Origin of the sequence: Streptococcus oralis subsp. oralis (assembly GCF_002096595.1) — a bacterium.
GTDB lineage: Bacteria > Bacillota > Bacilli > Lactobacillales > Streptococcaceae > Streptococcus > Streptococcus oralis_D.
Window position 1 is genome coordinate 231517 of the sequence record NZ_NCUR01000008.1, and the last position, 20276, is coordinate 251792.

The window sequence follows — 20276 nt, forward strand, 5'->3', positions numbered from 1 at the left end:
TTTGTATTATCTAATAAAATCCAAAGAAAGGATAGAAGCAAACCGTCAGTCCTGTTCAGTTCTGAACAGTTTGTCTCAAGTGTCTATATGCCAAAAAGAGACCGTCGAGTCAGTAAGACGAAAAAAGCCATCTATCAAGCTTTTTTACAACTTTTGAACGACAAGGGATATGATGCCACTACTGTTCAGGATATCATTGACCTAGCAGATGTTGGACGTTCTACTTTTTACTGTCATTACGAAAGTAAGGAACTCCTTTTAGATGAGCTCTGTCGCTACCTCTTTCATCATCTCTTTGAAAGGGAAGAACACTTTACTACCGAGGACTACCTCGCACATATCTTTTTACATTTTCAGAAAAACCAGGACCATGTCACCAGTCTCCTTTTTTCAAAAAACGACTACTTCCTCCGCCAACTACACAAGGAACTCGAACACCACGTTTATCCCATGGTGGCGGATGACTTGCAAGAGGCCTATCCAAACATTCCGGCCTCCTACCTCCAGCATTTTGTTGTGACGAACTTTATCGAGACTCTAACTTGGTGGCTAAAAAAAGGAAAATCTTATACTGAAGACCAAGTGGTGAAATTTTACCTTGATGTAATGGAGATGACCTCTACAACTCCACTTGATAACTAAACCTGTAACTCAGAAAGGAACCAACTATGTTAACTTCGATGATTCTAGGAATACTAACAATTGTACTAGCTCTCGCCTTCTCATTGCTTCACCTTGCTGCTGCTTTTTCAGCTATGAAACAAAAGAACTACAGTCTAGGAAATAAGTGCATTTTGGTCGGCAGTTGCATCACTTCTCTGGCTCTAGCTATCTTTTACTTCGTCCCACTGGCAACCATTCTACTATGGATTGTGGGTTCGAGTATCGTCTGCTATGGTGCCTACTGGAACGGGCGACAGCAAGAAAATCAACATATATCGCACCACATTATTCGTATAACGAGTGCTATTGTCATTACGGTATTATTCATTTTGCTCTAACACAAAAAAAGGATCATCTGATCCTTTTTTACTTTTTTAAGCGCTTTTTGCTGCCTTGCTCCACTGATACCACCCAACTAGACTATTGATGAGATAAATTAGGTATTTCCCTTGGATTTGCAGGCTTTCTCCCCACCAGAGATAGATTGAAAAGACATTGGTAGCTGCCCAGAATATCCATTGTTCACGGTAAACAGCTATCATGAGGATTTGCCCAACCCCATTGGTCGCATCAGTGATAGAATCACGATAGGGACGATTAGCTCCGATAGACTGATAAATAAACCCAAAGGCCAACCACCAAAGAACACTAATAGAAAGATACTTTGTCCAACCCTTGCCGTCTAGTTTACGTGCGACAAACTCTTGTTGTTCTTTCTTAAACTGGGCTTGATAAATCCAAACCAAGAGACCAATTGGCTGCATAATTGTAAAATAGAGAGTTGTTAAAACCTCACCATAGAAGCCTTTTTGAAGGGCAAGCACCAGATAAATGATGGAATTAATCAAACCAAATAGGTAGTTACTAGCACGACCTTCAGCTTCTCAAAGAGCAGAAAAAAGGTTAGTAAGGCTTGAGAGATGAATCATTTTAAAGGCAAACAATTCCAACAAGACGTCATCATTGTCGCTGTTGGTTATTACCTACGTTACAATCTGAGCTATCGTGAAGTTCAGGAATTGCTTTATGACCGTGGAATAAATGTTTGTCACACTACGATTTATCGGTGGGTTCAAGAATACAGTAAAATCCTCTATCATCTCTGGAAAAAGAAAAATAAACAGTCCTTCTATTCGTGGAAAATGGATGAAACCTATATCAAAATTAAGGGGCGTTGGCATTATCTCTATCGAGCGATTGATGCGGACGGTTTAACATTGGATATCTGGTTACGAAAGAAACGTCGAGCAGACGATAACAGCTATAAGTTAGAAGATACCGCCTATCAAGAAGATAAGCTAGCTATTGAAGCAATGAAAAGCAAGTACACCACACTATTGCTAGAAAATATGTTGCTAAGTCCGTTTGAAATGTAAGATACAAAAATCATGGCAGGATTGCAAGTCCATGTTTACCCCCTCTATGACGAACTGAAAGAATTAAGAGGGCTAAATAGTGTTAAAGACCACTTGTCTTATGTTGCCAGCAGACGTGAAGAATATTCTAAGCATAATATCGCACGCTACCTCAAAAAAGCCATTGAACAATATCTACCAACGGTTAAAAGGCAGGACTTAAACCATGAGTGAAGACTTAAAAACGATCAAAGAGCTGGCGGATGAGTTGAGTGTTACAAAACAAAATATTCAATATCACTACCAAAGGTTACCAAAAGAATTACAGCTTAAAAGTTCCAATGGGTCTAATCTAATAAATTCTAAAGCAGAAAAAATAATTTTTGGTAAAGTAGAAAGTAGTAGCAAATCAAATACCAAAGACCAACAAATAGAAAAACTAACTAATTTGTTAGACCAGTAACAACGATTAGCCTTGCAAGATAAAAAGTTGCTAGAAGAATACAAGGCGGAAAATGATAACTTAAAAGCCCTCAAAATGCCCTCACAGGAAACAGAATTCAAACACTTAGACAATCAATATAAAGATGAAGTGAACGCTCTTAAAGAGAAGTTGGAAAATTTGCAGGAACAAGTCAAAGATCAAAAAAGGATAGAAGAACAAGAAAAACCAATAAAATGGTGGGGACTATGGCAAAAATAGATGATTCAGTTAAAAAGAAAGTTCCAGAATTGCGATTTAAAGGATTCACGGATGAATGGGAACAGCGTAAGTTGGGAGACGAAGTTCGAATAGTGATGGGACAGTCTCCTAATTCAGAAAATTATACTGATGATCCTAATGGGCGCTAAAAATGCGAAGACCTATGAAGACCTATTTTGTATTAGTCAAACAAAAAATCCAAAAGAAATGGTATATGATTATGACCATGAAACAAAGTAAAATCAAACCGAGTGATCTGAGGAAGCACCCGATGATCATGAAACGTTATTAAACACAAAAGTCACCCATGTGAGTTCTTGCCAGAAGCTGAAGTTAATCCTTCAACCTGGAAAACCCGCAGAGGTGACTTTTTCTATACATCTCGATTTTTCTGACAATAATCATTAACCGATAAATATGTCTGTGAATCACCCAGCGACTCCGCTATGTCCATAATCCGCGGTGGTAGTAATCCCACTCGCTGGACAAGTTCGTGATTGCTGAACAATTCCCGTGGACTGCCGGCGAAGCCAAACTTCCCGTGTTCCATAACATACACCGACTCAAACTCGGCGGCGACCCAATCCATGTCATGGGTGATGGTCACAACTTGGTGGCCCGAATCAGCCAACTGATGGAAAATTGCGGTCAACTTGCGCCGGCTTTCCCAATCAAGCGACATCATCGGCTCATCAAATAAATAAATCGCCGGATCCACTGCCAAAACTGTGGCAACGCTCAACAGCTTGCGTTCCGACAATGACAGGTCATATGGACTTTCAGCTGTTTTATCATCCAAGCCAACTCTTTTTAGAGCCGCTAAAGCCCGCCTCGTAATCGTGTCGTGGTCATCCATGACCTGCGCGACATTCCACTCCACCTCTCGTTGAACGGTCGGGTTGAAAAGCTGATCGTCAGGATTCTGAAAAGTAATCCCAACCTTCAGTAACTTTTCGACTGGTTTAAGATCATTAAAATTTTCTCCATCGATCTTAATCACACCGGTTTGTGGTGTCAGCAAACCCGTCAACAATTTGAAGAGCGTTGATTTGCCGGCACCATTTTGGCCGACAATCGCCACCATCGGATCGGCGAAGTGTTTGTCTTCAACATCCAAGCTAAAGGACCGTTCCGGATAAGTGAACGTCAGGTGGCTCAGTTCAATTGTGGACATAACGAATCTCCTTCAGATCAGCGTAATTCACCGGATACCGGCCATCAGCCAAGTGCCAATCCATTTTTTGAGCAAGTTGCTGGATTGTCGGGGCTGGAATCTGCCAGTCAGCTGCCAAATGATTAAACACCTCACCCGGCCTGCCCTGGGCTACCATTTGACCCCCGTGCAGCACCCACACAACGTCGGCGACTTCGCACAAATCGTCAATTTCACTGGTGACAATGAAGACAGTCGTCTCTTTGACTTGGGCCAGCCATTGGAAAAATTGCCGGCGGCCAAGGGGATCCATCTCACTGGTCGGATCATCCATAATCAAAACAGCCGGATTAGCCACAATCGCCGTGGCAATTGCCAACCGCTGGATCTGACCACCGGAAAGGCTCTCGGGACGCAAATTCAGCTGTTCAATCAGCCCCATTTGCGTGGCAACTTCTTCAACCCGTTTTTGAATCAGTCCTTCAGCCATTCCCTGATTAATCAAGTCAAAGGCGATTTCATCGGCAACCGTGTCTGCCAACCCGCTTAGTTGGCCAGCTGGATTTTGCAGTACAACCCCATTCATGGCATTATAAACGGGCCAATTGTCAGACACTCGCTGGCCAAACATGTGCCAATCGCCCTCAATCTCAGCAGACACAATTTTGGGAATGACCCCTGCCAGCACACGGCACAAAGTCGATTTGCCGGAGTGGCTATTCCCGATAATCCCAACCACCTGGCCGGTATGAACCTCCGCGTTAATCTGACGCAGTTGTGGTTGCTCAGTACCCGGATAACGGGTGGTCAAATTTTCAATTACAATCCGTTTATCTTCGTCCATATCTTCCACCCAATCAATAAAATTGCCAATCCAGTCAGACCAATGTGCAGCGTCCGCGACAGGCGATACACGCGCTGGGAGGTTCTGACAGTCCGGTTGAGATTATCAAAACCTCTCAGTTGGAGAGAAATCGACCGCGTCATCGATTGATCCAAGGTCTTAATCACCAATGGAATTAGAACCGGCAGGACTGACTTTAATTTCTGAATCAACGTTTTTTGCGGATTGGTTCCGCGAACTTTTTGTGCCTGCTGGATTTTCCGCATATTGCGCATCATTTCCGGCAAAATATAACACACCGACATCAGAACGTAGACGGTTTTATAAGACAATCCGGACAGTTCCAAATAGGCCGCGTTTTCTGAAATACTCGTGGTCACCATAAAAAAGCCACTGGTCAAAATAATCACCAATACTCGACAACCCAGAGTGGTGGCGTAAATCAGGCCTTCTTTGTAGAACGACACCCCAAGCACAGAAAACAGCACAGTTTGATTCCGACTGTAAAATAACCCTTGGATGATCAGCATGGTGCAAATCAGAAACAGGCTGAATCCCAGCGCCTTAAAGGTGGTAGAACTCAATTTGGAAAATAACAATAGCAGAGTTGCGACAAGAATTAATCCGGCCTGAAGCAATAAATTCATACTGGCAAAGCTCAACAACGTCATGTCCAAGATGAACAAGAGCTTAGTAATCGGATCGATCACCTGGTACCACTTGAGCTTGACCCGTGGCGCTCCAGAAATCAATGTTTTATCAGTCATCATTTATCATCGCTAAAGAAGTGCACCATCCGCTTCGGCAGCTGACGATAGATGAAGAATGCCAGGTAGGCCACGCAGACTTTATCCAAAATATCCAAGACAAACTCATCGGTAAATGAGGCCAGCCACACTGGTACATGATTGGCGACCATTACCGCAAACAATGAGTCACCCCAAGCGATACCGGTCTGACCACCCCAAAAGATGACGTTGAGCGGCGTTGAAATGACAGCTGAAACGATGGCAATAATAATAGCAGAAACAAATACTCGTCGCGCTGACGAGAACCACCCATTGGCGTGCAAAACTCCGACAGCAATCCCAATCCCGATGCTGGTAATCGCATACACGGTTGAAATTGGCGATAAGGTCAGCCCATAGATCACGTTGTTGATGAAACCACTAATGGCACCGGCAACCGGCCCAGCCAACATGCTGGTAAGAAAGGTTCCCAAAGACCCCAGCCAAACGGGCAACTTTAACCCCTCCGCCAAGGCTTTGGCAACATAGTTAATCCCCACGGCAGCGGGAATCAAAGTCATGGTGGCAGCACTTAACTTAAATTTCCACATACTGGTACGATGAATCGGTTCTGTTTTCATAATCTTCTCCTTTTGTTTTTAAAGAGCCGTGTCTGGATAGACTTTCGGACGCAACGCTCTATTATATATCTACCGAACTGTCTATACACAAGATTTCCATCCTTAGTCGACATGAGCTGGAAATCTTTATTTGTTAAGTAGTTCACAACACATTATACACCTAATTTCTGAATAGTCAAGTGTATTTACAGTAAAATTTTAGAAAATCCTAAAAATTTCCTCTTATTTTCCATTTAAAAATGAAAATCATTAATTCTGACACCCAAAAAGCCCAGACAACATTGTCTGAGCAGTTTTCTATATGGTCATTTAAAGAAGTTGAGTTTGACATTTTCAATCTATTTCTTCAACAATCCTTGTTCTTGTAGAAATTCTTTGGCTACTTGTTCTGCTGACTTGCCTTCAACACCGACTTGGTAGTTGAGCTGGCTCATCTGGCTTTCAGTAATTTTACCAGCCAATTTATTGAGAACTGTCTCCAACTCAGGATGTTTCTTGAGAAGAGCTTCTTTCATTAGTGGAGCTCCTTGATAAGGTGGGAAGAGTTGCTTGTCATCTTCCAAGACCTGTAAATCATAACGCGCCAATTCTGCATCTGTCGAATAGGCATCCGTAATTTGAATATCGCCTGACTGAATTGCCTGATAGCGAAGAGCTGGCTCCATGGTCGCTACGTTGAGATTGAGTCCGTAGAGAGACTGCAAGCCCTTATTGCCATCTTCACGGTCATTAAACTCAAGAGTAAAGCCTGCTTTCAACTGTCCTTCCACTTTTTTCAAGTCCGAAATGGTCTTCAAGCCATATTCTTGAGCAATCTTTTTCGGAACAGCTACAGCGTATGTGTTTTGATAAGACATAGGTTTGAGATAAGCCAGATGATCCTGTTTGGCAATGCCATCACGCGCCACTTGATAAACCTGCTCTGGTTCATGACCTACTTTAGGTGCTGGTTGAAGCAAACTTTCAGTCACCGTACCAGTAAATTCAGGATAGATATCAATATCCCCTTTTTTCAGAGCTTCATAGAGGAAGCTTGTTTTCCCAAAATTCGGTTTAACAGTCGCAGTCATACTGGTATTTTCTTCAATGAGGAGTTTATACATATTGGCCAAAATTTCTGGTTCCGGTCCCAATTTCCCAGCAATCACCAAGTTTTCTTTCTCTTTTTGAGCTAATAGAGCTGGACTATAAGACAGACCGAGTAATATGGTCACCAAGGCAAAACCAGAGAAAATCGTCCGCAATTTTGCTTTTTCCATCACTTTTAGCAGGAAGTTAAAGGCAATAGCCAGTACTGCTGAAGAAAGGGCCCCAATCAAAATCAGACTAGTATTATTACGATCAATTCCCAAAAGGATAAAAGAACCCAGTCCCCCTGCCCCAATCAAGGCTGCCAAGGTCGCCGTACCAATAATCAAAACCGCTGCCGTCCGAATACCAGACATTATGACAGGCATGGCAAGTGGAATTTCAAACTTCTTGAGACGCTCCCACCTGGTCATCCCAAAGGCAATCCCAGCCTCTTGCAGACTTGGATCAATTCCCTTTAGCCCAGTGATGGTATTTTGCAAAATTGGGAAAATCGCATAAATCACTAGAGCCGTCAAAGCAGGCAAGGTTCCAATTCCCATCAAGGGGATAAAGAGTCCCAACAAGGCCAGAGACGGGATAGTCTGGAAAATTCCTGCAATCTGCAAGACCCAGTCCGCCAACTTCTCATGATAGCGAAGATAAACAGCCAAGGGAATAGCAATAAAAATAGCTAGTAACAAGGTCAAAAGTGACAACTGCAAATGTTGAGATAGAGCTGTTACCCAATCACTAAAACGCTCCTGAAAAGTTGATATCAAATTAGTCATGAACACTACCTCCAAACAAGTCTGCTACAAAGTCTGTTGCAGGAGCCTTTAAAATGGTCTCGGGATTCGCCACCTGACAAATCTCTCCGTCCTGCAAGACAGCAATACGGTCCGCCAATTTCAAAGCTTCATCCGTATCATGGGTCACAAAAATCGTTGTCATTCCAAACTCTTTATGCAATTCTTTCGTCAGAACCTGCAACTGTTTTCTCGAAATAGCATCCAAGGCTGAAAAGGGCTCATCCATGAGGAGAATCTTAGGCTGACCAATCATAGCACGAACAATACCGACCCGTTGCTGTTCTCCACCAGATAATTCATTAGGTAAACGATGCCCATACTCAGCCACTGGTAAACCAACTTTAGCCAAAAGCTCTTCTGTTTTCTTCGCAATGTCTTCCTTAGTCCAGCCCTTCATCTCCGGAATGAGGGCAATATTTTCCGCAACCGTTAGATTGGGAAAGAGAGCAATGGCCTGTAAAACATAACCAGTAGAAAGACGAAGCTCACGCTCATCATAGTCTTTGATGCGCTTACCATCCATGTATATATTTCCATCAGTTGGTTCCAAAAGACGGTTAATCATCTTGATCATGGTCGTCTTACCAGACCCAGAAGGCCCAACTAAAACCATGAACTCCCCATTCTCAATCTGTAAATTGACATCTCTCAAAACATCTTTTTCTGTATAGCGTAGCGCTACATTTTTGTATTCAATCATTCTTTGTCCTCAATTTAAAATTTTCCTCGGTTGGTCAAGTTACCAACCTTTTAATAACTAATTTACCCCACTCTAAACCTCATTTTCCTTCTCTTTCAGATTAGCCAAAATTCTTTCTTGAAAACCTTCAAACTGACGAATTTCTTCCTCTGAAAATCCTTTGTAACAGATAGTATCCAATCTCTGACTGACACGTTGCCCAACTTCTTTCTGGGACTTGCCCAACTCTGTTAAAACTAAATACTTCTTACGCTTATCTTCTCCACACGGACTGACAGTTATAAGATTTTGCTCCTCTAACTTTTTTATCATAGTCGTCAACGTATTATTAGCAAGCCCAGTCGCAAGCGCAATATCTGTCGCAGTTGCACAGCCCGTCTTACTATTCCATAAAACCGCTAAAATCTTTCCCTGCTCACTCCGATAAAGAGAGTCAGGGTCTTGTCTCAGTAACTTTTGAAAAATCCGCCCATTCAACAAACGAATATGATGGGCTACCAAATGACAATATTTCATGAAACCTCCAATTTATTTCTATATCGATACGAATAAAAAATATTATAATACTTATTATTCCAATTGTCAACTATTTCGACTTAGAACTAATTTTTCTCAGTAAAAAATCTCCTACTCAAGGTAGAAGATTTCAATCTTATAAACTTAATCCGTCATGTCTGATACCAAAGTTCGACGCTCCAATGGAATACTGCACATAACTAACAAGAAAATGAAACCTGACTGAATCCAGAAAAGGGCCAAGTCAAAGATTCCATGCACAGCAACCACTGTAAGGAAAGATAGATAAAGACCGATAATTGGACGTTTCCCCGACTCCTGACTCATATCCATCATCAAACGAACAGGAGCAACAGAAGACAAAGCTAATAAAATGGTTCCCACAATTCCGTAACTCAGAATCGTATCAATATAAAGGCTGTGAGCATGTTCATGATAAGGAGCATTTATCCGAGGATAAGAGTGCATATAGGTCAATGGCCCCTCCCCCCAAAAAGGATTTTGCTTAAACAAGGCCATCCCAGCATCCCAGATAGAAATGCGTTCTTCCATAGAAGAATCTAAAGTTCCCATCCGAACTCCCAAATCACTAGAAAAAAGGAAACTCAAGCCAATCGCAAAGACCCCAATACTAAGCCAAAAGGCCTTCCAGTTTTTAATGGTCGTAAAGAGATAAATGATGGCTCCAGCGATAATAGCAGGAAAGGCTGTTCTATTTTGCGTGAAATTTAAACCAAAAAGATTTACAAAACCTGCTAGCACACAAAAGACTTTCAACCATCTTAGCTTCGTCGTTGTAAAGAGATAAAAGGCAATCATGATACAGAAGCAACAAATGATCCCATAGTAGTTAGGATTAAAGAAGGTGACCTCTGCACGGTTTTGGTGCCATACTTGCATATTTGGTGAAAGAAAGGCATAGTTAAATTTCTTTACAATTTGGAAATGCTCCAAAGTAGCAAAAGCGGCAGAGACAACACTACCAAACAAAACCGTCTGGAGTATCAGTCGAAAGAAAGCATGCGTCAGACGCTTCTGGTAAAAACTAAAGAAAATAAGAAATAGGAGCATCAGGAAAGATGCTGCTAGACCAAGCCAGTTCTTGGCGACGATGGAAATGACACTACTGTAGGCAATAAAAAAGAGAAGTACAGGATGTTTGGCTAATCCTTTGATAATTCCCTTCATCTCCCCAGTAACAAGTAAACCTATCAAATATAAAGCAAAGAGTGATAAGAACAAATAAAAAGGTAAAAAGATACTCATGATCATCAGATACAAAAAGAAATCTTTTTTCGAAAGCCCTCTTATCTTATCCAGTAATCCAATTGATTTCAAAACGGATCCTTTCTGTTCTGGATTTCTCCAGAAGATAAATGCTAAACTATCTTTATATTCTACCATTTTTTCCGTCATTTGGGAACAATGAACACGTTTTCGCCACAAAAAAAATCTTTCATTAATATGGCACTAGAACTGAATGTTTCTACCGTTTTCCACTACTTGATAGGTCTGACTTTGCAAATCAATTTCTGCTACTGCTGTTACGGACTTGTCTTTATTTTGACGTTTGATTACAATGCTGTGAGCTGTTGGTGTTTCAATGTCAATAGTCCCTTCTAGGTCAAAGGCCTCTGACCGATTACGGAAAGAAAATAGATTGAGAAGGGACTTCACCACAGGACGTTGAACTTCTTCTGCTATTTCCTCATTGCTATAGTAATGACGATTAATATTTCGACCTTCTTTGGTTTCTTCTAATAATTTCAAGTCATTTTTTCCTGCTAATAGACCCACATAGTAAACCTGAGGAATGCCTGGCGCAAAAGCTTGAATCAAACGAGCGAGGAAGTACTTGACATCATCATCTCCAAGTGCAGAATAGTAGGTTGAATTGATTTGGTAGATATCTAGATTGTTATACTCTGCACTAGAGTACTTACGTTTGACATTCGCTCCAACCTTATAGAGCTCATTTGAAGCATAGTCAATTTCCTCATCGGTCAGGATATCCTTGACATCTACCACTCCAATCCCATCATGGGTATCTAGTGTCGTAAATTGCTTCATCGGGCTCATCTTTAACCACTTAGCTAAGCGCTCTGTTCTGGAACTGTAAAGAGTATAAAGGGTCACCATTGGAAGGGCAAAATCGTAAACATAGTAATCATGATCCGCTATTTTAAACTGAATCGAATAGTGTTCATGAATCTCAGGTAAGAGCTCTGCACCGTATTCAGCTCCTATATCCCGGACCTTATCCAATAAGTCCCAAATATCTGGTTCCACAAAGAAATCATTGGTATCCAATTTCTTCACCGCATAAGCAAAAGCATCTAGGCGAATCAAATCACACCCGTTACTTGCTAGATGTTGAATCGTCTTACGGATAAATGCCATCGTTACTTCTTTGGTCACATCAAGATCAATCTGCTCCTCACCAAAGGTATTCCACAAATGTTCCACTGAACCATCTGCAAAAACAATCTCTTGCTTTGGTGCACGATCCTTACGCTTGTAGATTAGATCTACGTCAGACTGTGTCGGACGGTTCTCTGGCCAAAACTTATCCCAGTTTAAAAAGAGATCTTTAAATTCACTGGCTTCATGTTTTTCTTGATAGTCCTTATAATACTTGGATTGACGAGAAATATGATTAATCATAAAGTCAAACATAAGATAATATTTCTCACCTAAACGCTTAACGTCCTCCCAATCACCAAAAGCTGAATCCACTTCATCATAGTCAATTGGCGCAAATCCACGATCACCTGTTGATGGGAAAAATGGTAGAAGGTGAACTCCTCCAATAGCATCACCAAAATGCTCTTCCAAATTCTCATATAAGTCTTTAAGATTATTTCCAAGACTATCTGAGTAAGTAATCAACATAGTTTTATTTTGAATGGTCATAGATGGTCTCCTTTTTCTGATGAAAGCCAAGTCTTATATGACCTGGCTTCGTAAATCAAATTCATTTTAAATCTCTGTTTATCATCAAACTCGTACTAATATAGACTGCAAGCAATTAAGCACTACTTTCTTGTTTTCTACATAGAATTGTCAACAAGCTAAACCGTTCGTTTATGTATGGAATTATAAATTCCCTAAGCACTTTCTTACTTCACTGCCCCGTTACTCATTCCTGAAATGATATGTTTTTGGAAGATGAGGTAGACAATGGTTATCGTTACAATTCCCACAATATAGGATGCAAAGCTTGGACCATAGTCATTGAAGTACTGACCTTGGTAGTTGTATTGGAAGAGAGGTAAAGTCCACATCTTGGAATCCTTATTCAGAATCAAGAGTGGCAGCATAAAGTCATTCCAGAACCAGAGAGCATTGATAATCAAAGTTGTCGCATGCATGGGCTTCAACATTGGAAAAATAATTCGACGATAAGTTATAAAACGATCAGCCCCATCAATTTCTGCAGCTTCATCTAAACTATCTGGTATACTGATTTTAATATAACCAACATACAAGAAGAGAGTCTGTGGAATTGCATAAGTTAGATAGAGTATTACCAACCCCCACATATTTGCTAGACCGAGTTTACTCATCATAACTGTGATGGGAATCATAATCACCTGAAATGGAACAAATATCCCTAAAATAAAGAGCGAATACATAATTGCAAAGGCTTTTTTCTTGGACATATTTCGAGCAATGGAATAAGCTGCAGCTGGTATAAAGAAAGCTACTACAATCAATGATAACACCGTAATAACAGCTGAATTCCAGAAATAGCCTCCAATTCCATCCGAAATCAAGCGTTCATAATTACTTAAGGTAAAAGGATTGGGCAAACTAAAGAAATGATTCATGATATCCTTAGTTATTTTGAAAGAACTAAATACTGTTACCAATAAAGGAACAAGTATAAGGATACCACCGACTATCAAGAGGACATATTTCCAAAACTGATTCAATTTTTCTTCTTTTTTCATGTGTAGGACTCCTCTATTAGATTTCAAATTTCTTTGATAGCTTGATTTGGATAAGAGAAACAATTCCAATAATTAAGAATAAAATCAAGGCAATTGCATTCGCATATCCATATTGATTACTCTTGAAAGCATAGTTATAGACTAAAAGTCCAAGAGACGTTGTAGCATTATTTGGACCACCACTCGTCAAGGCAAAAATCTGGTCAAAGGCCGTCAAACCGGACTTAAGAGCTAGGATAAAAACCATAGAAATCGTTGGCAGCAAATAGGGTAATTCAATCTTCCAAAAAGTTTGTTTGCTTGTTGCACCATCAATTGATGCCGCCTCCAAAATATCACTTGGAATACTCTGAAGACCAGCAAGAAAGAGAATAATTGGCATTGCTACTCCTTGCCATAGAAGAACAAAAATAGTTGCCACTACCGCTCCGACAGGTGTCCCTAATAGACTCTCTTGTAAAAAACCAATCCCTAAAATTCTTCCAATCGTTGGAAGACCATAGTTGAAAAATTGTTTAAAAATCAAGGAAACTGTCAAACCAGATAAAACAGCCGGGAAAAAGAACCAAGCTCTAAAGAAGGTCTGCCCTTTCATCTTAGAATTCAAGGCTCGAGCCACAACCATCCCAATCGTAATCTCTCCAATAATCAATGCCAGAGTTAAAATCAAAGTAAAGGATATAGCTGTGAAGAATTTCCCATCAATCATCAGCAATTTGTAGTTATTCAAACCAACAAATTTATAATTATAGGTCAATCCAGTCCAGTTGGTCAAACTATAGAAAGCACCTTGTACCATTGGAAAGTAAAAGAAGATAGCTTGTAATGCAAGCGGGATGAGCAAAAAAGTCCAACCCCAGTATTTATTTAAAAATTTTCGAATAGCCATATCATCTTAACTCCTATTCTAGTCCAAATCTGCCTTCATTGGATTAAAGAAAGCATTGAGATTGTTTGCCATATTTTTCAGATTTTTATCCATCAAGTAACCTGCACTTAGATTAAAAAAGTCTTCTTCAGAATTCCAGTGTTGGCCTAACCAAACATAATGTTTGTCCGTAAATGCCAGCTTAGAAATCTCTGCAAGTGCTGAATCTTCTTTTTCTTGTATGCCTTTTACAGCAACTGGTGATCCATCTACATCATAATATGACTGCATAGCTTTTGGACTAGTCATATAGCTGATAAATTCTTCGGTTTCCTTAGTGTGTTTGGTAGTAGCTGAAGTTGATAATGCCATATCCCCTGCCCCAACAGTGACTTCTTTTCCTACTTCTTCTCCAGGAAAGGCAAACATCCCCACCTCAAATTTTGGATCCTGTTGATTAATTGCGGCTAATGCCCATGATCCTTGTGGCATCATCAAGGCTTTTCCACTCGAAAATGCTACCACCGCATCATTATAAGAGGCACCACGCCAACCATCTTGAGCATTATCTGCCAATAAATCGAGTCGTTCCGCATCTGCTTTTAAAATAGCATCATCAGCAGAAATAGCATTTGGTTTTGAAAAGCGAAGATAGTTATTAGCTGCGTCTCCACTGCCTGTAATAGTAATGAGAGAAAGTTGGTGGTAACCATTTAATGTCCAGCCTTCATTGCCTGCAACCGCAAATGGAGAATTCCCACTATCTTTTATTTTTTTAACAATCTCTTGAAACTCTTTAAAAGTCTTCGGTTCCTCAAGTCCTAATTCTTTAAACTTCGTTTTATTGTAATAGATTCCATAAAGGTTGGCTGTTAAGGGCACACTATAAACCTTGTTATTAATTGCATACTTTTCGGCATAGTCGTTCTTGATGTTCTCAAGATAGGATTTCCCTGTCATATCTGCAAAATAGCCTGCCTTCGCCCACTCCTGAAAATCCATATTTTGAGGATAGATATTAATAATATCTGGAACATCTCCTGATAAAATCCGAGTCTTCAGAACAATTCCAGCTGCCGGAACAGTCGTCAACTTCACATCAATATTAGGGTGTTCCTTTTCAAAATCATCCACTATCCTTTGCAAGGTGTCTGCCATCTCGGTCTTCTGGTTAAAAAACTCAATCGTTACCTTACCATCAGCTGATTGATTATTCTGACCACAAGCCACTAGACCTAGTAAACTTACCCCAGCTACTAAAAGAAAACTTGCTTTCTTATACCATTTCATTGGAATGCCTCCTTAATAAATTTATACGCTTTTAGTATAGTCTTTTGAATTTATACTGTCTACTCAAAAAATCTCCTTGGGATAAGGTAACAGTTAAACCTGCATACATGAGCTCTGCACCCGAGTAAACAATGTTTGTCCCTTCCAGTTCATAAAGCCTTTCCACCTCTAAGTCTTTCAGTTTTAAGGTGGTTTCCATTGTTTCCACAACTGATAGGACTCGGACGTAGCTTACAATCGTTTGATTTCCATAGTTAAATTGTACAGCTACTTCATTGGATTCAGCATTGGGATTGATTAACCTATACTGGTTTCCCAACTGGACTACTGGTCGCAATTCTTTATACAAGTTCACCTGATTAGCGATCTCAGACTTCTCTTCATCTGATAAATTTGTCAAATCAAGCTCATAGCCCAGATTTCCCATCATTGCCACATGACCACGAGTTTCCAATGGTGTCATTCGTCCCATCTGATGATTTGGTACTGCTGACACATGAGCCCCCATAGAAATGGTTGGATAGAGATAGGATGAACCGTACTGAATTGGTAAACGTGCAATAGCATCAGTATTATCACTAGCCCAGACTTGTGGGAAATAACGCATCATACCAAGATCATTTCGTCCACCACCACCAGAGCAGGACTCAAAGAGAATATGGCTGTGTTTCTCTGTCAGATAAGAAACAAGTTCGTAAAGCCCCAGCATGTACTGATGAGATTGCATCTGTGTCTCTAGATAAGTTAAGCCATTTCCTAGGTTAGTGATATTGCGGTTCATATCCCATTTGATGTAGTCAATCTTATGATGAGAGAGGAGTTCATCTAAAACATTTTTCAGATATTCTACTACCTGAGGATTGGCAAGATTAAGTACTAATTGATTCCGAGAGTAAGTATGCTCATATCCTGGAACCTGAATGGCCCAGTCAGGATGTTTGCGATACAAGTCGCTATCAACAGAAACCATCTCAGGTTCTAACCAAAGACCAAACTGCAAACCTCTTTCATGGATAGCTGAAATCAGACTTTCTAGGCTTCCACCCAGTTTTTTCTCATTAACACTCCAATCACCTAATGCACGATTATCATCAAAGCGATTGCCAAACCACCCATCATCTAATACAAAAAGTTCTATTCCAACTTTCTTAGCTTCATCAGCTAATTCTAACAGTTTTTCTCTCTGAAAGTCAAAGTAAGTAGCTTCCCAGTTATTGATAAGAATTGGGCGTTCTTTTTTAGAAAATTTACTTGGCATAATGTGCTCAAGTACAAAATTCTGACTTTCATGACTGATACTGGTTAATCCCTTATCTGAATAGGTCACTAAAGCTACCGGTGTTTCAAAGTTTTCCTTAGGATTTAACTTCCAAGAAAAGTTTTCCGGATTAATCCCAATCGCCACCCGAACTTCATTCAGTTGATTTTTTTGGACAAAAGCTTCGAAGTTTCCACTGTACAGTAGTTGCAAAGCAAACACATTCCCAGCATCCTCGGTGGCTCCTTGATCACATAGTAGAAGAGCTGGTATTTGAGCATGCCCAGAAGCTCCACGGTTCGAACTAATCGAAAAGATTCCTTGTTCTACCTGTTGACGTCGAACAGTCTTTTCACGAGCATAAGCTCCCTGTAAAGTCACCATTTCATAAGCTGCAGCAGGAAAATCAGCCATGAAAGAAAAGTCCTTATGAATGACTACTTCCTGATTGCTATTATTTTCCAATTTGCTATAACTAGCAATTGTCGCATCATTATCAAAAGCTGTATAATACAAAGTCAGACTAAGTTTAGCTTGAGGATCTTTTAAAATCAAGACAAGAGTCTCTGTATCATCCATGCTGTGAGGAGAAGGTAAGCCCTGTGGACCATTCTGACCTTTTAAAATCTTTGCTTCTACAAATCGAAAGTCTGTTACTTCAGTTGCATCATGTTGAACCTGTAAAGTTGGTTTTCTAAAGTCACCCAAACCATGTTGTCCAAAAATCTGACGTTGCGTATCCAAACTAAAGGTTCGATTAGTAGCTGTTGGATTACCTGAAAAAGCATGATCGCGTTCGTAAACACTATTAGCCCCTCTATAGTTCTTAATAGTCTTTCCTAAATGTTTTAATAATAAGAACCCATCCCTATTTTCAATAATCAAACTTAAACTTTTACTCTCAACGTAAAATAGATTATTCTCTATCCGAATTCCCATAAATTGTACCTCATCGATTTCCTGATAAAATTTTAGCAAATAAAAGCGCTTTCTAAAATAGAAAAATGTCTCTAAAGTATGGTAAAATGTTAGGTAGGAGGTGACCCATGCTCGTTTTTTCAGAATACCAGACTGGAACAATTGACCTTTCTCTTAGCTTTTACGGTTATGAAGAATGCACGCCTAACTACTCTTTTGGCCCAGCTATTCGAGATACCTATGTACTCCATTACATTACTAAAGGAAAAGGTCAATTCCATTATAAGGGGAAAATTGTTGATTTAAAGGCAGGAGATTTCTTTTTACTAAAACCAGATGAATTAACATTCTATCAAGCAGATAACCAGGATCCTTGGGCTTACTACTGGTTGGGGATCTCCGGAGGGAGGGCACCTGACTACTTTGCTCTATCTCAAATTTCTGATCAATCCTACTTAATTCAATCAGAGTACTGTCATACCCAGACAACTGCAAAACTCATCTCAGATATTGTCCGCTTCGCTCAGATTACAAAATCAAATGAATTGGCTCAACTCCACATCATGGGACAACTCCATGAACTAATGTTTCATCTAGGAACTATTGCTCCCAATAAGAAAAGAGAGAATATTTCATCAACCCACCAGCTCTATCTTGACTGCAAACGATTAATTGATAGTCACTACCCTCAAACACTCACAATTCAAGATTTAGCAAAAGAGCTATCGGTTCATAGAAGTTACTTAACTAGTGTGTTTAAAGAATTTCACCAACTCTCTCCAAAAGAGTATTTACTTTTCGTTCGAATGAAGCGTGCTCAACAGTTACTAGAACACACCAATGAAACGATCAAAGTCATTGCATATTCTGTGGGTTTTTCTGATCCACTACATTTCTCAAAAGCCTACAAACAGTTTTTTCATAAAACACCTAGTCAAACTCGAAATGAATACTCTCACTCCCTCTTAGCTAGAAAGGAAAATCAATGAAATCACACCAACTAGTTTACCAAATATTAGCTAGAGAAAACGATTATGTTAGCGGAGAAAAAATCGGAGAAGAACTGAATTTAAGCCGTACATCCATATGGAAAGCGATCCAACGTCTTCAACAAGAAGGCCTAGAAATTGACAGTGTCAAAAATAGAGGATACAAGCTTATTCAAGGCGATCTGATATTGCCTGATTTGATTCAAGAGAACACCAACTTAACCATTCGCTACAAACCTGAGACAAAATCAACACAAACAGATGCAAAAGAAGGGATTGAGGCTGGAAACCAAGGAAACACACTCTATCTTTCAACCTGTCAAACAGCAGGTCGTGGCCGCTTTCAGCGCCCCTACTATTCTCCATCTCAGGGCGGGATTTATATGTCTCTGCATATTCAACCAAACCTTCCCTATGAAAAACTCCCTTCCTATACCCTCCTTGTAGCTGCTGCAACCTACAAAGCCATTAAAAATCTAACTATGATAGAAGTAGATATCAAATGGGTAAATGACATCTACTTAAAAAATAAAAAGATAGCCGGTATCCTCACCGAAGCAATGACATCAGTTGAGACAGGCTTGGTTACAGATGTCATTATCGGACTTGGTATAAATTTTTCTATAGCAGACTTTCCAGATGACCTAAAAGAAAAAGCAGGTAGCCTATTTATGCCACCTGCACCAATTAGTCGTAATGAGCTCATCAGCGAAATATGGAATTGTTTCTACAATACGGATCCAGATGAGCTACTTTATATCTATAAAGAAAGATCATTAGTTCTTGGAAAAGAAGTTACCTTCCAGCTAGATGGAAAACTTAAAAAAGGACTTGCAAAAGAAATCTCAGAATCTGGTCAACTACAAGTCGAACTTGCAAACAAACGTACTATCTGGCTAAATAGCGGAGAAATATCACTAACAAATTGGTAATAAACAAATCCCCCTTTTAACGATCTAGAAGGGGGATTTACATACAAAAAAAAGAGCCTGGAAGCTCCCTTTACGTACGGAGAATGGGGGATTCGAACCCCCGCGCCGGTTACCCGACCTAACGATTTAGCAAACCGTCCTCTTCAGCCTCTTGAGTAATTCTCCTATTAATGGGCACGAGTGGACTCGAACCACCGACCTCACGCTTATCAGGCGTGCGCTCTAACCACCTGAGCTACGCGCCCAAGTTCAAAAACTTGGTATGAACTTTCGTTCAAAGCGGGTGACGAGAATCGAACTCGCGACAACAGCTTGGAAGGCTGTAGTTTTACCACTAAACTACACCCGCTTAATAAAACAAAATATGGCGCGAGACGGAATCGAACCGCCGACACATGGAGCTTCAATCCATTGCTCTACCAACTGAGCTACCGAGCCAAATTGCGGGAGCAGGATTTGAACCTACGACCTTCGGGTTATGAGCCCGACGAGCTACCGAGCTGCTCCATCCCGCGTTAATATAAAAAGGAGGATGTGGGATTCGAACCCACGCACGCTTTTACACGCCTGACGGTTTTCAAGACCGTTCCCTTCAGCCGGACTTGGGTAATCCTCCATTATTTACAATGGACCTTGTAGGACTTGAACCTACGACCACTCGGTTATGAGCCGAGAGCTCTAACCAGCTGAGCTAAAGGTCCAACAAGATCAATATAGCGGCGAAGGGGATCGAACCCCCGACCTCCCGGGTATGAACCGGACGCTCTAGCCAGCTGAGCTACACCGCCATAAATCGGGAAGACAGGATTCGAACCTGCGACACCTTGGTCCCAAACCAAGTACTCTACCAAGCTGAGCTACTTCCCGCGTTAAATAAAAAAATGC

The 20276-nt window shown here is 40.5% G+C and carries 20 protein-coding genes, 9 tRNA genes and 3 pseudogenes; 9 read left to right on the forward strand and 23 right to left on the reverse strand.

Translation table 11 applies throughout. The annotated features are described in order from the left end of the window. Positions 1 to 87: 87 nt before the first annotated feature. Together B7714_RS02200 and B7714_RS02205 are read left to right on the forward strand one after the other, a co-directional pair. Positions 88 to 642: a TetR/AcrR family transcriptional regulator gene (locus B7714_RS02200; RefSeq protein WP_084859523.1), complete on the forward strand. Its 555-nt coding sequence runs from the start codon at positions 88 to 90 to the stop codon at positions 640 to 642. Between the two features lie 26 nt (positions 643 to 668). Next, a complete protein-coding gene (locus B7714_RS02205) occupies positions 669 to 1001 on the forward strand; it encodes a glucuronide permease (protein ID WP_084859524.1) in 333 nt (110 codons plus the stop codon). A gap of 36 nt (positions 1002 to 1037) precedes the next feature. Here B7714_RS02205 and pnuC read toward each other — a convergent pair. Further along, positions 1038 to 1544, reverse strand: a pseudogene (pnuC, locus tag B7714_RS02210) (nicotinamide riboside transporter PnuC); the annotation flags it as partial. Positions 1545 to 1583: 39 nt separating this feature from the next. On the opposite strand from pnuC, the pseudogene B7714_RS09795 reads away from it, so the two are divergent. The 5 genes and pseudogenes from B7714_RS09795 to B7714_RS09875 all read left to right on the forward strand — a co-directional run. Beyond that, positions 1584 to 1907 (forward strand): annotated as a pseudogene (locus B7714_RS09795) (IS6 family transposase); the annotation flags it as partial. Positions 1908 to 1910: 3 nt separating this feature from the next. Further along, positions 1911 to 2252, forward strand: a pseudogene (locus B7714_RS09920) (DNA replication protein); the annotation flags it as partial. After that, positions 2245 to 2481 (forward strand): plasmid replication protein, encoded by a 237-nt coding sequence (locus tag B7714_RS02220; RefSeq protein WP_084849265.1) that lies wholly within the window; start codon positions 2245 to 2247, stop codon positions 2479 to 2481. The pseudogene B7714_RS09920 and the gene B7714_RS02220, both read left to right, overlap by 8 nt. 12 nt (positions 2482 to 2493) lie before the next feature. Continuing rightward, positions 2494 to 2721, forward strand: coding sequence for a DNA-binding protein (locus tag B7714_RS02225; protein ID WP_084859526.1), 228 nt, complete (start codon positions 2494 to 2496; stop codon positions 2719 to 2721). Further along, a complete protein-coding gene (locus tag B7714_RS09875) occupies positions 2709 to 2870 on the forward strand; it encodes a hypothetical protein (protein ID WP_001062367.1) in 162 nt (53 codons plus the stop codon). The genes B7714_RS02225 and B7714_RS09875 overlap by 13 nt, the downstream gene beginning before the upstream one ends. 224 nt (positions 2871 to 3094) lie before the next feature. Here the strand turns inward: B7714_RS09875 and B7714_RS02230 are convergent, their stop codons facing one another. From B7714_RS02230 to B7714_RS02290, 13 genes are all read right to left on the reverse strand, one after another. Beyond that, a complete protein-coding gene (locus tag B7714_RS02230) occupies positions 3095 to 3895 on the reverse strand; it encodes an energy-coupling factor ABC transporter ATP-binding protein (protein WP_000103848.1) in 801 nt (266 codons plus the stop codon). Then, entirely contained in the window at positions 3882 to 4718 is an 837-nt protein-coding gene (locus B7714_RS02235) for an ABC transporter ATP-binding protein (RefSeq protein ID WP_061583729.1), read from the reverse strand. Before B7714_RS02235 ends, B7714_RS02230 begins: the two co-directional genes overlap by 14 nt. Beyond that, positions 4694 to 5485 carry an energy-coupling factor transporter transmembrane component T gene (locus B7714_RS02240; RefSeq protein WP_000130448.1) on the reverse strand — a complete coding sequence of 264 codons (792 nt, stop codon included), beginning with the start codon at positions 5483 to 5485 and terminating at the stop codon, positions 4694 to 4696. Before B7714_RS02240 ends, B7714_RS02235 begins: the two co-directional genes overlap by 25 nt. Then, the gene (locus B7714_RS02245) at positions 5485 to 6087 is read right to left on the reverse strand and encodes a hypothetical protein (protein WP_042768773.1); all 603 of its coding nucleotides are present in this window, start codon (positions 6085 to 6087) and stop codon (positions 5485 to 5487) included. The genes B7714_RS02240 and B7714_RS02245 overlap by 1 nt, the downstream gene beginning before the upstream one ends. 338 nt (positions 6088 to 6425) lie before the next feature. Further along, positions 6426 to 7946 (reverse strand): ABC transporter permease/substrate-binding protein, encoded by a 1521-nt coding sequence (locus B7714_RS02250; protein ID WP_084859527.1) that lies wholly within the window; start codon positions 7944 to 7946, stop codon positions 6426 to 6428. Continuing rightward, positions 7939 to 8667, reverse strand: coding sequence for an ATP-binding cassette domain-containing protein (locus B7714_RS02255; protein ID WP_084859528.1), 729 nt, complete (start codon positions 8665 to 8667; stop codon positions 7939 to 7941). Before B7714_RS02255 ends, B7714_RS02250 begins: the two co-directional genes overlap by 8 nt. A gap of 72 nt (positions 8668 to 8739) precedes the next feature. After that, positions 8740 to 9183 (reverse strand): MarR family winged helix-turn-helix transcriptional regulator, encoded by a 444-nt coding sequence (locus B7714_RS02260; RefSeq protein WP_000872569.1) that lies wholly within the window; start codon positions 9181 to 9183, stop codon positions 8740 to 8742. A gap of 144 nt (positions 9184 to 9327) precedes the next feature. Continuing rightward, entirely contained in the window at positions 9328 to 10521 is a 1194-nt protein-coding gene (locus B7714_RS02265; RefSeq protein WP_038805734.1) for an O-antigen ligase family protein, read from the reverse strand. 132 nt (positions 10522 to 10653) lie between these two features. Beyond that, complete coding sequence (gene gtfA, locus B7714_RS02270) at positions 10654 to 12096, reverse strand: sucrose phosphorylase (protein ID WP_084859529.1); 1443 nt, start codon at positions 12094 to 12096, stop codon at positions 10654 to 10656. A 206-nt stretch (positions 12097 to 12302) separates the two neighbouring features. Next, on the reverse strand, positions 12303 to 13136 hold the full coding sequence (locus tag B7714_RS02275; protein ID WP_084859530.1) for a carbohydrate ABC transporter permease: 834 nt from the start codon (positions 13134 to 13136) through the stop codon (positions 12303 to 12305). A gap of 16 nt (positions 13137 to 13152) precedes the next feature. Then, on the reverse strand, positions 13153 to 14025 hold the full coding sequence (locus B7714_RS02280) for a carbohydrate ABC transporter permease (RefSeq protein WP_084859531.1): 873 nt from the start codon (positions 14023 to 14025) through the stop codon (positions 13153 to 13155). Positions 14026 to 14043: 18 nt separating this feature from the next. Then, positions 14044 to 15294: an extracellular solute-binding protein gene (locus B7714_RS02285; protein ID WP_084859532.1), complete on the reverse strand. Its 1251-nt coding sequence runs from the start codon at positions 15292 to 15294 to the stop codon at positions 14044 to 14046. A 31-nt stretch (positions 15295 to 15325) separates the two neighbouring features. After that, positions 15326 to 17491, reverse strand: a complete 2166-nt coding sequence (locus B7714_RS02290) for an alpha-galactosidase (RefSeq protein ID WP_084859533.1) — start codon at positions 17489 to 17491, stop codon at positions 15326 to 15328. A gap of 107 nt (positions 17492 to 17598) precedes the next feature. On the opposite strand from B7714_RS02290, the gene B7714_RS02295 reads away from it, so the two are divergent. Then, the gene (locus B7714_RS02295; protein ID WP_084859534.1) at positions 17599 to 18459 is read left to right on the forward strand and encodes an AraC family transcriptional regulator; all 861 of its coding nucleotides are present in this window, start codon (positions 17599 to 17601) and stop codon (positions 18457 to 18459) included. Next, positions 18456 to 19391 (forward strand): bifunctional biotin--[acetyl-CoA-carboxylase] ligase/biotin operon repressor BirA, encoded by a 936-nt coding sequence (birA, locus tag B7714_RS02300; protein WP_084859535.1) that lies wholly within the window; start codon positions 18456 to 18458, stop codon positions 19389 to 19391. Before B7714_RS02295 ends, birA begins: the two co-directional genes overlap by 4 nt. A 77-nt stretch (positions 19392 to 19468) precedes the next feature. Here the strand turns inward: birA and B7714_RS02305 are convergent. From B7714_RS02305 to B7714_RS02345, 9 genes are all read right to left on the reverse strand, one after another. Next, positions 19469 to 19556: transfer RNA gene (locus tag B7714_RS02305), tRNA-Ser, on the reverse strand. Between the two features lie 6 nt (positions 19557 to 19562). Continuing rightward, positions 19563 to 19636, reverse strand: a tRNA-Ile gene (locus B7714_RS02310). A 33-nt stretch (positions 19637 to 19669) separates the two neighbouring features. Further along, positions 19670 to 19740, reverse strand: a tRNA-Gly gene (locus B7714_RS02315). Positions 19741 to 19756: 16 nt separating this feature from the next. Beyond that, positions 19757 to 19829: transfer RNA gene (locus B7714_RS02320), tRNA-Phe, on the reverse strand. A gap of 3 nt (positions 19830 to 19832) precedes the next feature. Next, positions 19833 to 19906 (reverse strand) — tRNA-Met (locus B7714_RS02325). 11 nt (positions 19907 to 19917) lie between these two features. Next, a tRNA-Ser gene (locus tag B7714_RS02330) sits at positions 19918 to 20007 on the reverse strand. An 11-nt stretch (positions 20008 to 20018) separates the two neighbouring features. Further along, positions 20019 to 20092, reverse strand: a tRNA-Ile gene (locus B7714_RS02335). A gap of 13 nt (positions 20093 to 20105) precedes the next feature. After that, positions 20106 to 20179: transfer RNA gene (locus B7714_RS02340), tRNA-Met, on the reverse strand. Between the two features lie 5 nt (positions 20180 to 20184). Then, positions 20185 to 20258, reverse strand: a tRNA-Pro gene (locus B7714_RS02345). Between the last annotated feature and the right edge of the window lie 18 nt (positions 20259 to 20276).

Bases quoted from the DNA above. Each gene is read 5' to 3' on its own strand.
- B7714_RS02285 (WP_084859532.1), bottom strand. From the start codon at position 15,294: ATGAAATGGTATAAGAAAGCAAGTTTTCTTTTAGTAGCTGGGGTAAGT.
- birA (WP_084859535.1), top strand. From the start codon at position 18,456: ATGAAATCACACCAACTAGTTTACCAAATATTAGCTAGAGAAAACGAT.
- B7714_RS02230 (WP_000103848.1), bottom strand. From the start codon at position 3,895: ATGTCCACAATTGAACTGAGCCACCTGACGTTCACTTATCCGGAACGG.
- B7714_RS02275 (WP_084859530.1), bottom strand. From the start codon at position 13,136: ATGAAAAAAGAAGAAAAATTGAATCAGTTTTGGAAATATGTCCTCTTG.
- B7714_RS02240 (WP_000130448.1), bottom strand. From the start codon at position 5,485: ATGACTGATAAAACATTGATTTCTGGAGCGCCACGGGTCAAGCTCAAG.
- B7714_RS02205 (WP_084859524.1), top strand. From the start codon at position 669: ATGTTAACTTCGATGATTCTAGGAATACTAACAATTGTACTAGCTCTC.
- B7714_RS02260 (WP_000872569.1), bottom strand. From the start codon at position 9,183: ATGAAATATTGTCATTTGGTAGCCCATCATATTCGTTTGTTGAATGGG.
- B7714_RS02220 (WP_084849265.1), top strand. From the start codon at position 2,245: ATGAGTGAAGACTTAAAAACGATCAAAGAGCTGGCGGATGAGTTGAGT.
- B7714_RS02295 (WP_084859534.1), top strand. From the start codon at position 17,599: ATGCTCGTTTTTTCAGAATACCAGACTGGAACAATTGACCTTTCTCTT.
- gtfA (WP_084859529.1), bottom strand. From the start codon at position 12,096: ATGACCATTCAAAATAAAACTATGTTGATTACTTACTCAGATAGTCTT.
- B7714_RS02290 (WP_084859533.1), bottom strand. From the start codon at position 17,491: ATGGGAATTCGGATAGAGAATAATCTATTTTACGTTGAGAGTAAAAGT.
- B7714_RS02250 (WP_084859527.1), bottom strand. From the start codon at position 7,946: ATGACTAATTTGATATCAACTTTTCAGGAGCGTTTTAGTGATTGGGTA.
- B7714_RS02280 (WP_084859531.1), bottom strand. From the start codon at position 14,025: ATGGCTATTCGAAAATTTTTAAATAAATACTGGGGTTGGACTTTTTTG.
- B7714_RS02255 (WP_084859528.1), bottom strand. From the start codon at position 8,667: ATGATTGAATACAAAAATGTAGCGCTACGCTATACAGAAAAAGATGTT.
- B7714_RS02200 (WP_084859523.1), top strand. From the start codon at position 88: ATGCCAAAAAGAGACCGTCGAGTCAGTAAGACGAAAAAAGCCATCTAT.
- B7714_RS02245 (WP_042768773.1), bottom strand. From the start codon at position 6,087: ATGAAAACAGAACCGATTCATCGTACCAGTATGTGGAAATTTAAGTTA.
- B7714_RS02235 (WP_061583729.1), bottom strand. From the start codon at position 4,718: ATGGACGAAGATAAACGGATTGTAATTGAAAATTTGACCACCCGTTAT.
- B7714_RS09875 (WP_001062367.1), top strand. From the start codon at position 2,709: ATGGCAAAAATAGATGATTCAGTTAAAAAGAAAGTTCCAGAATTGCGA.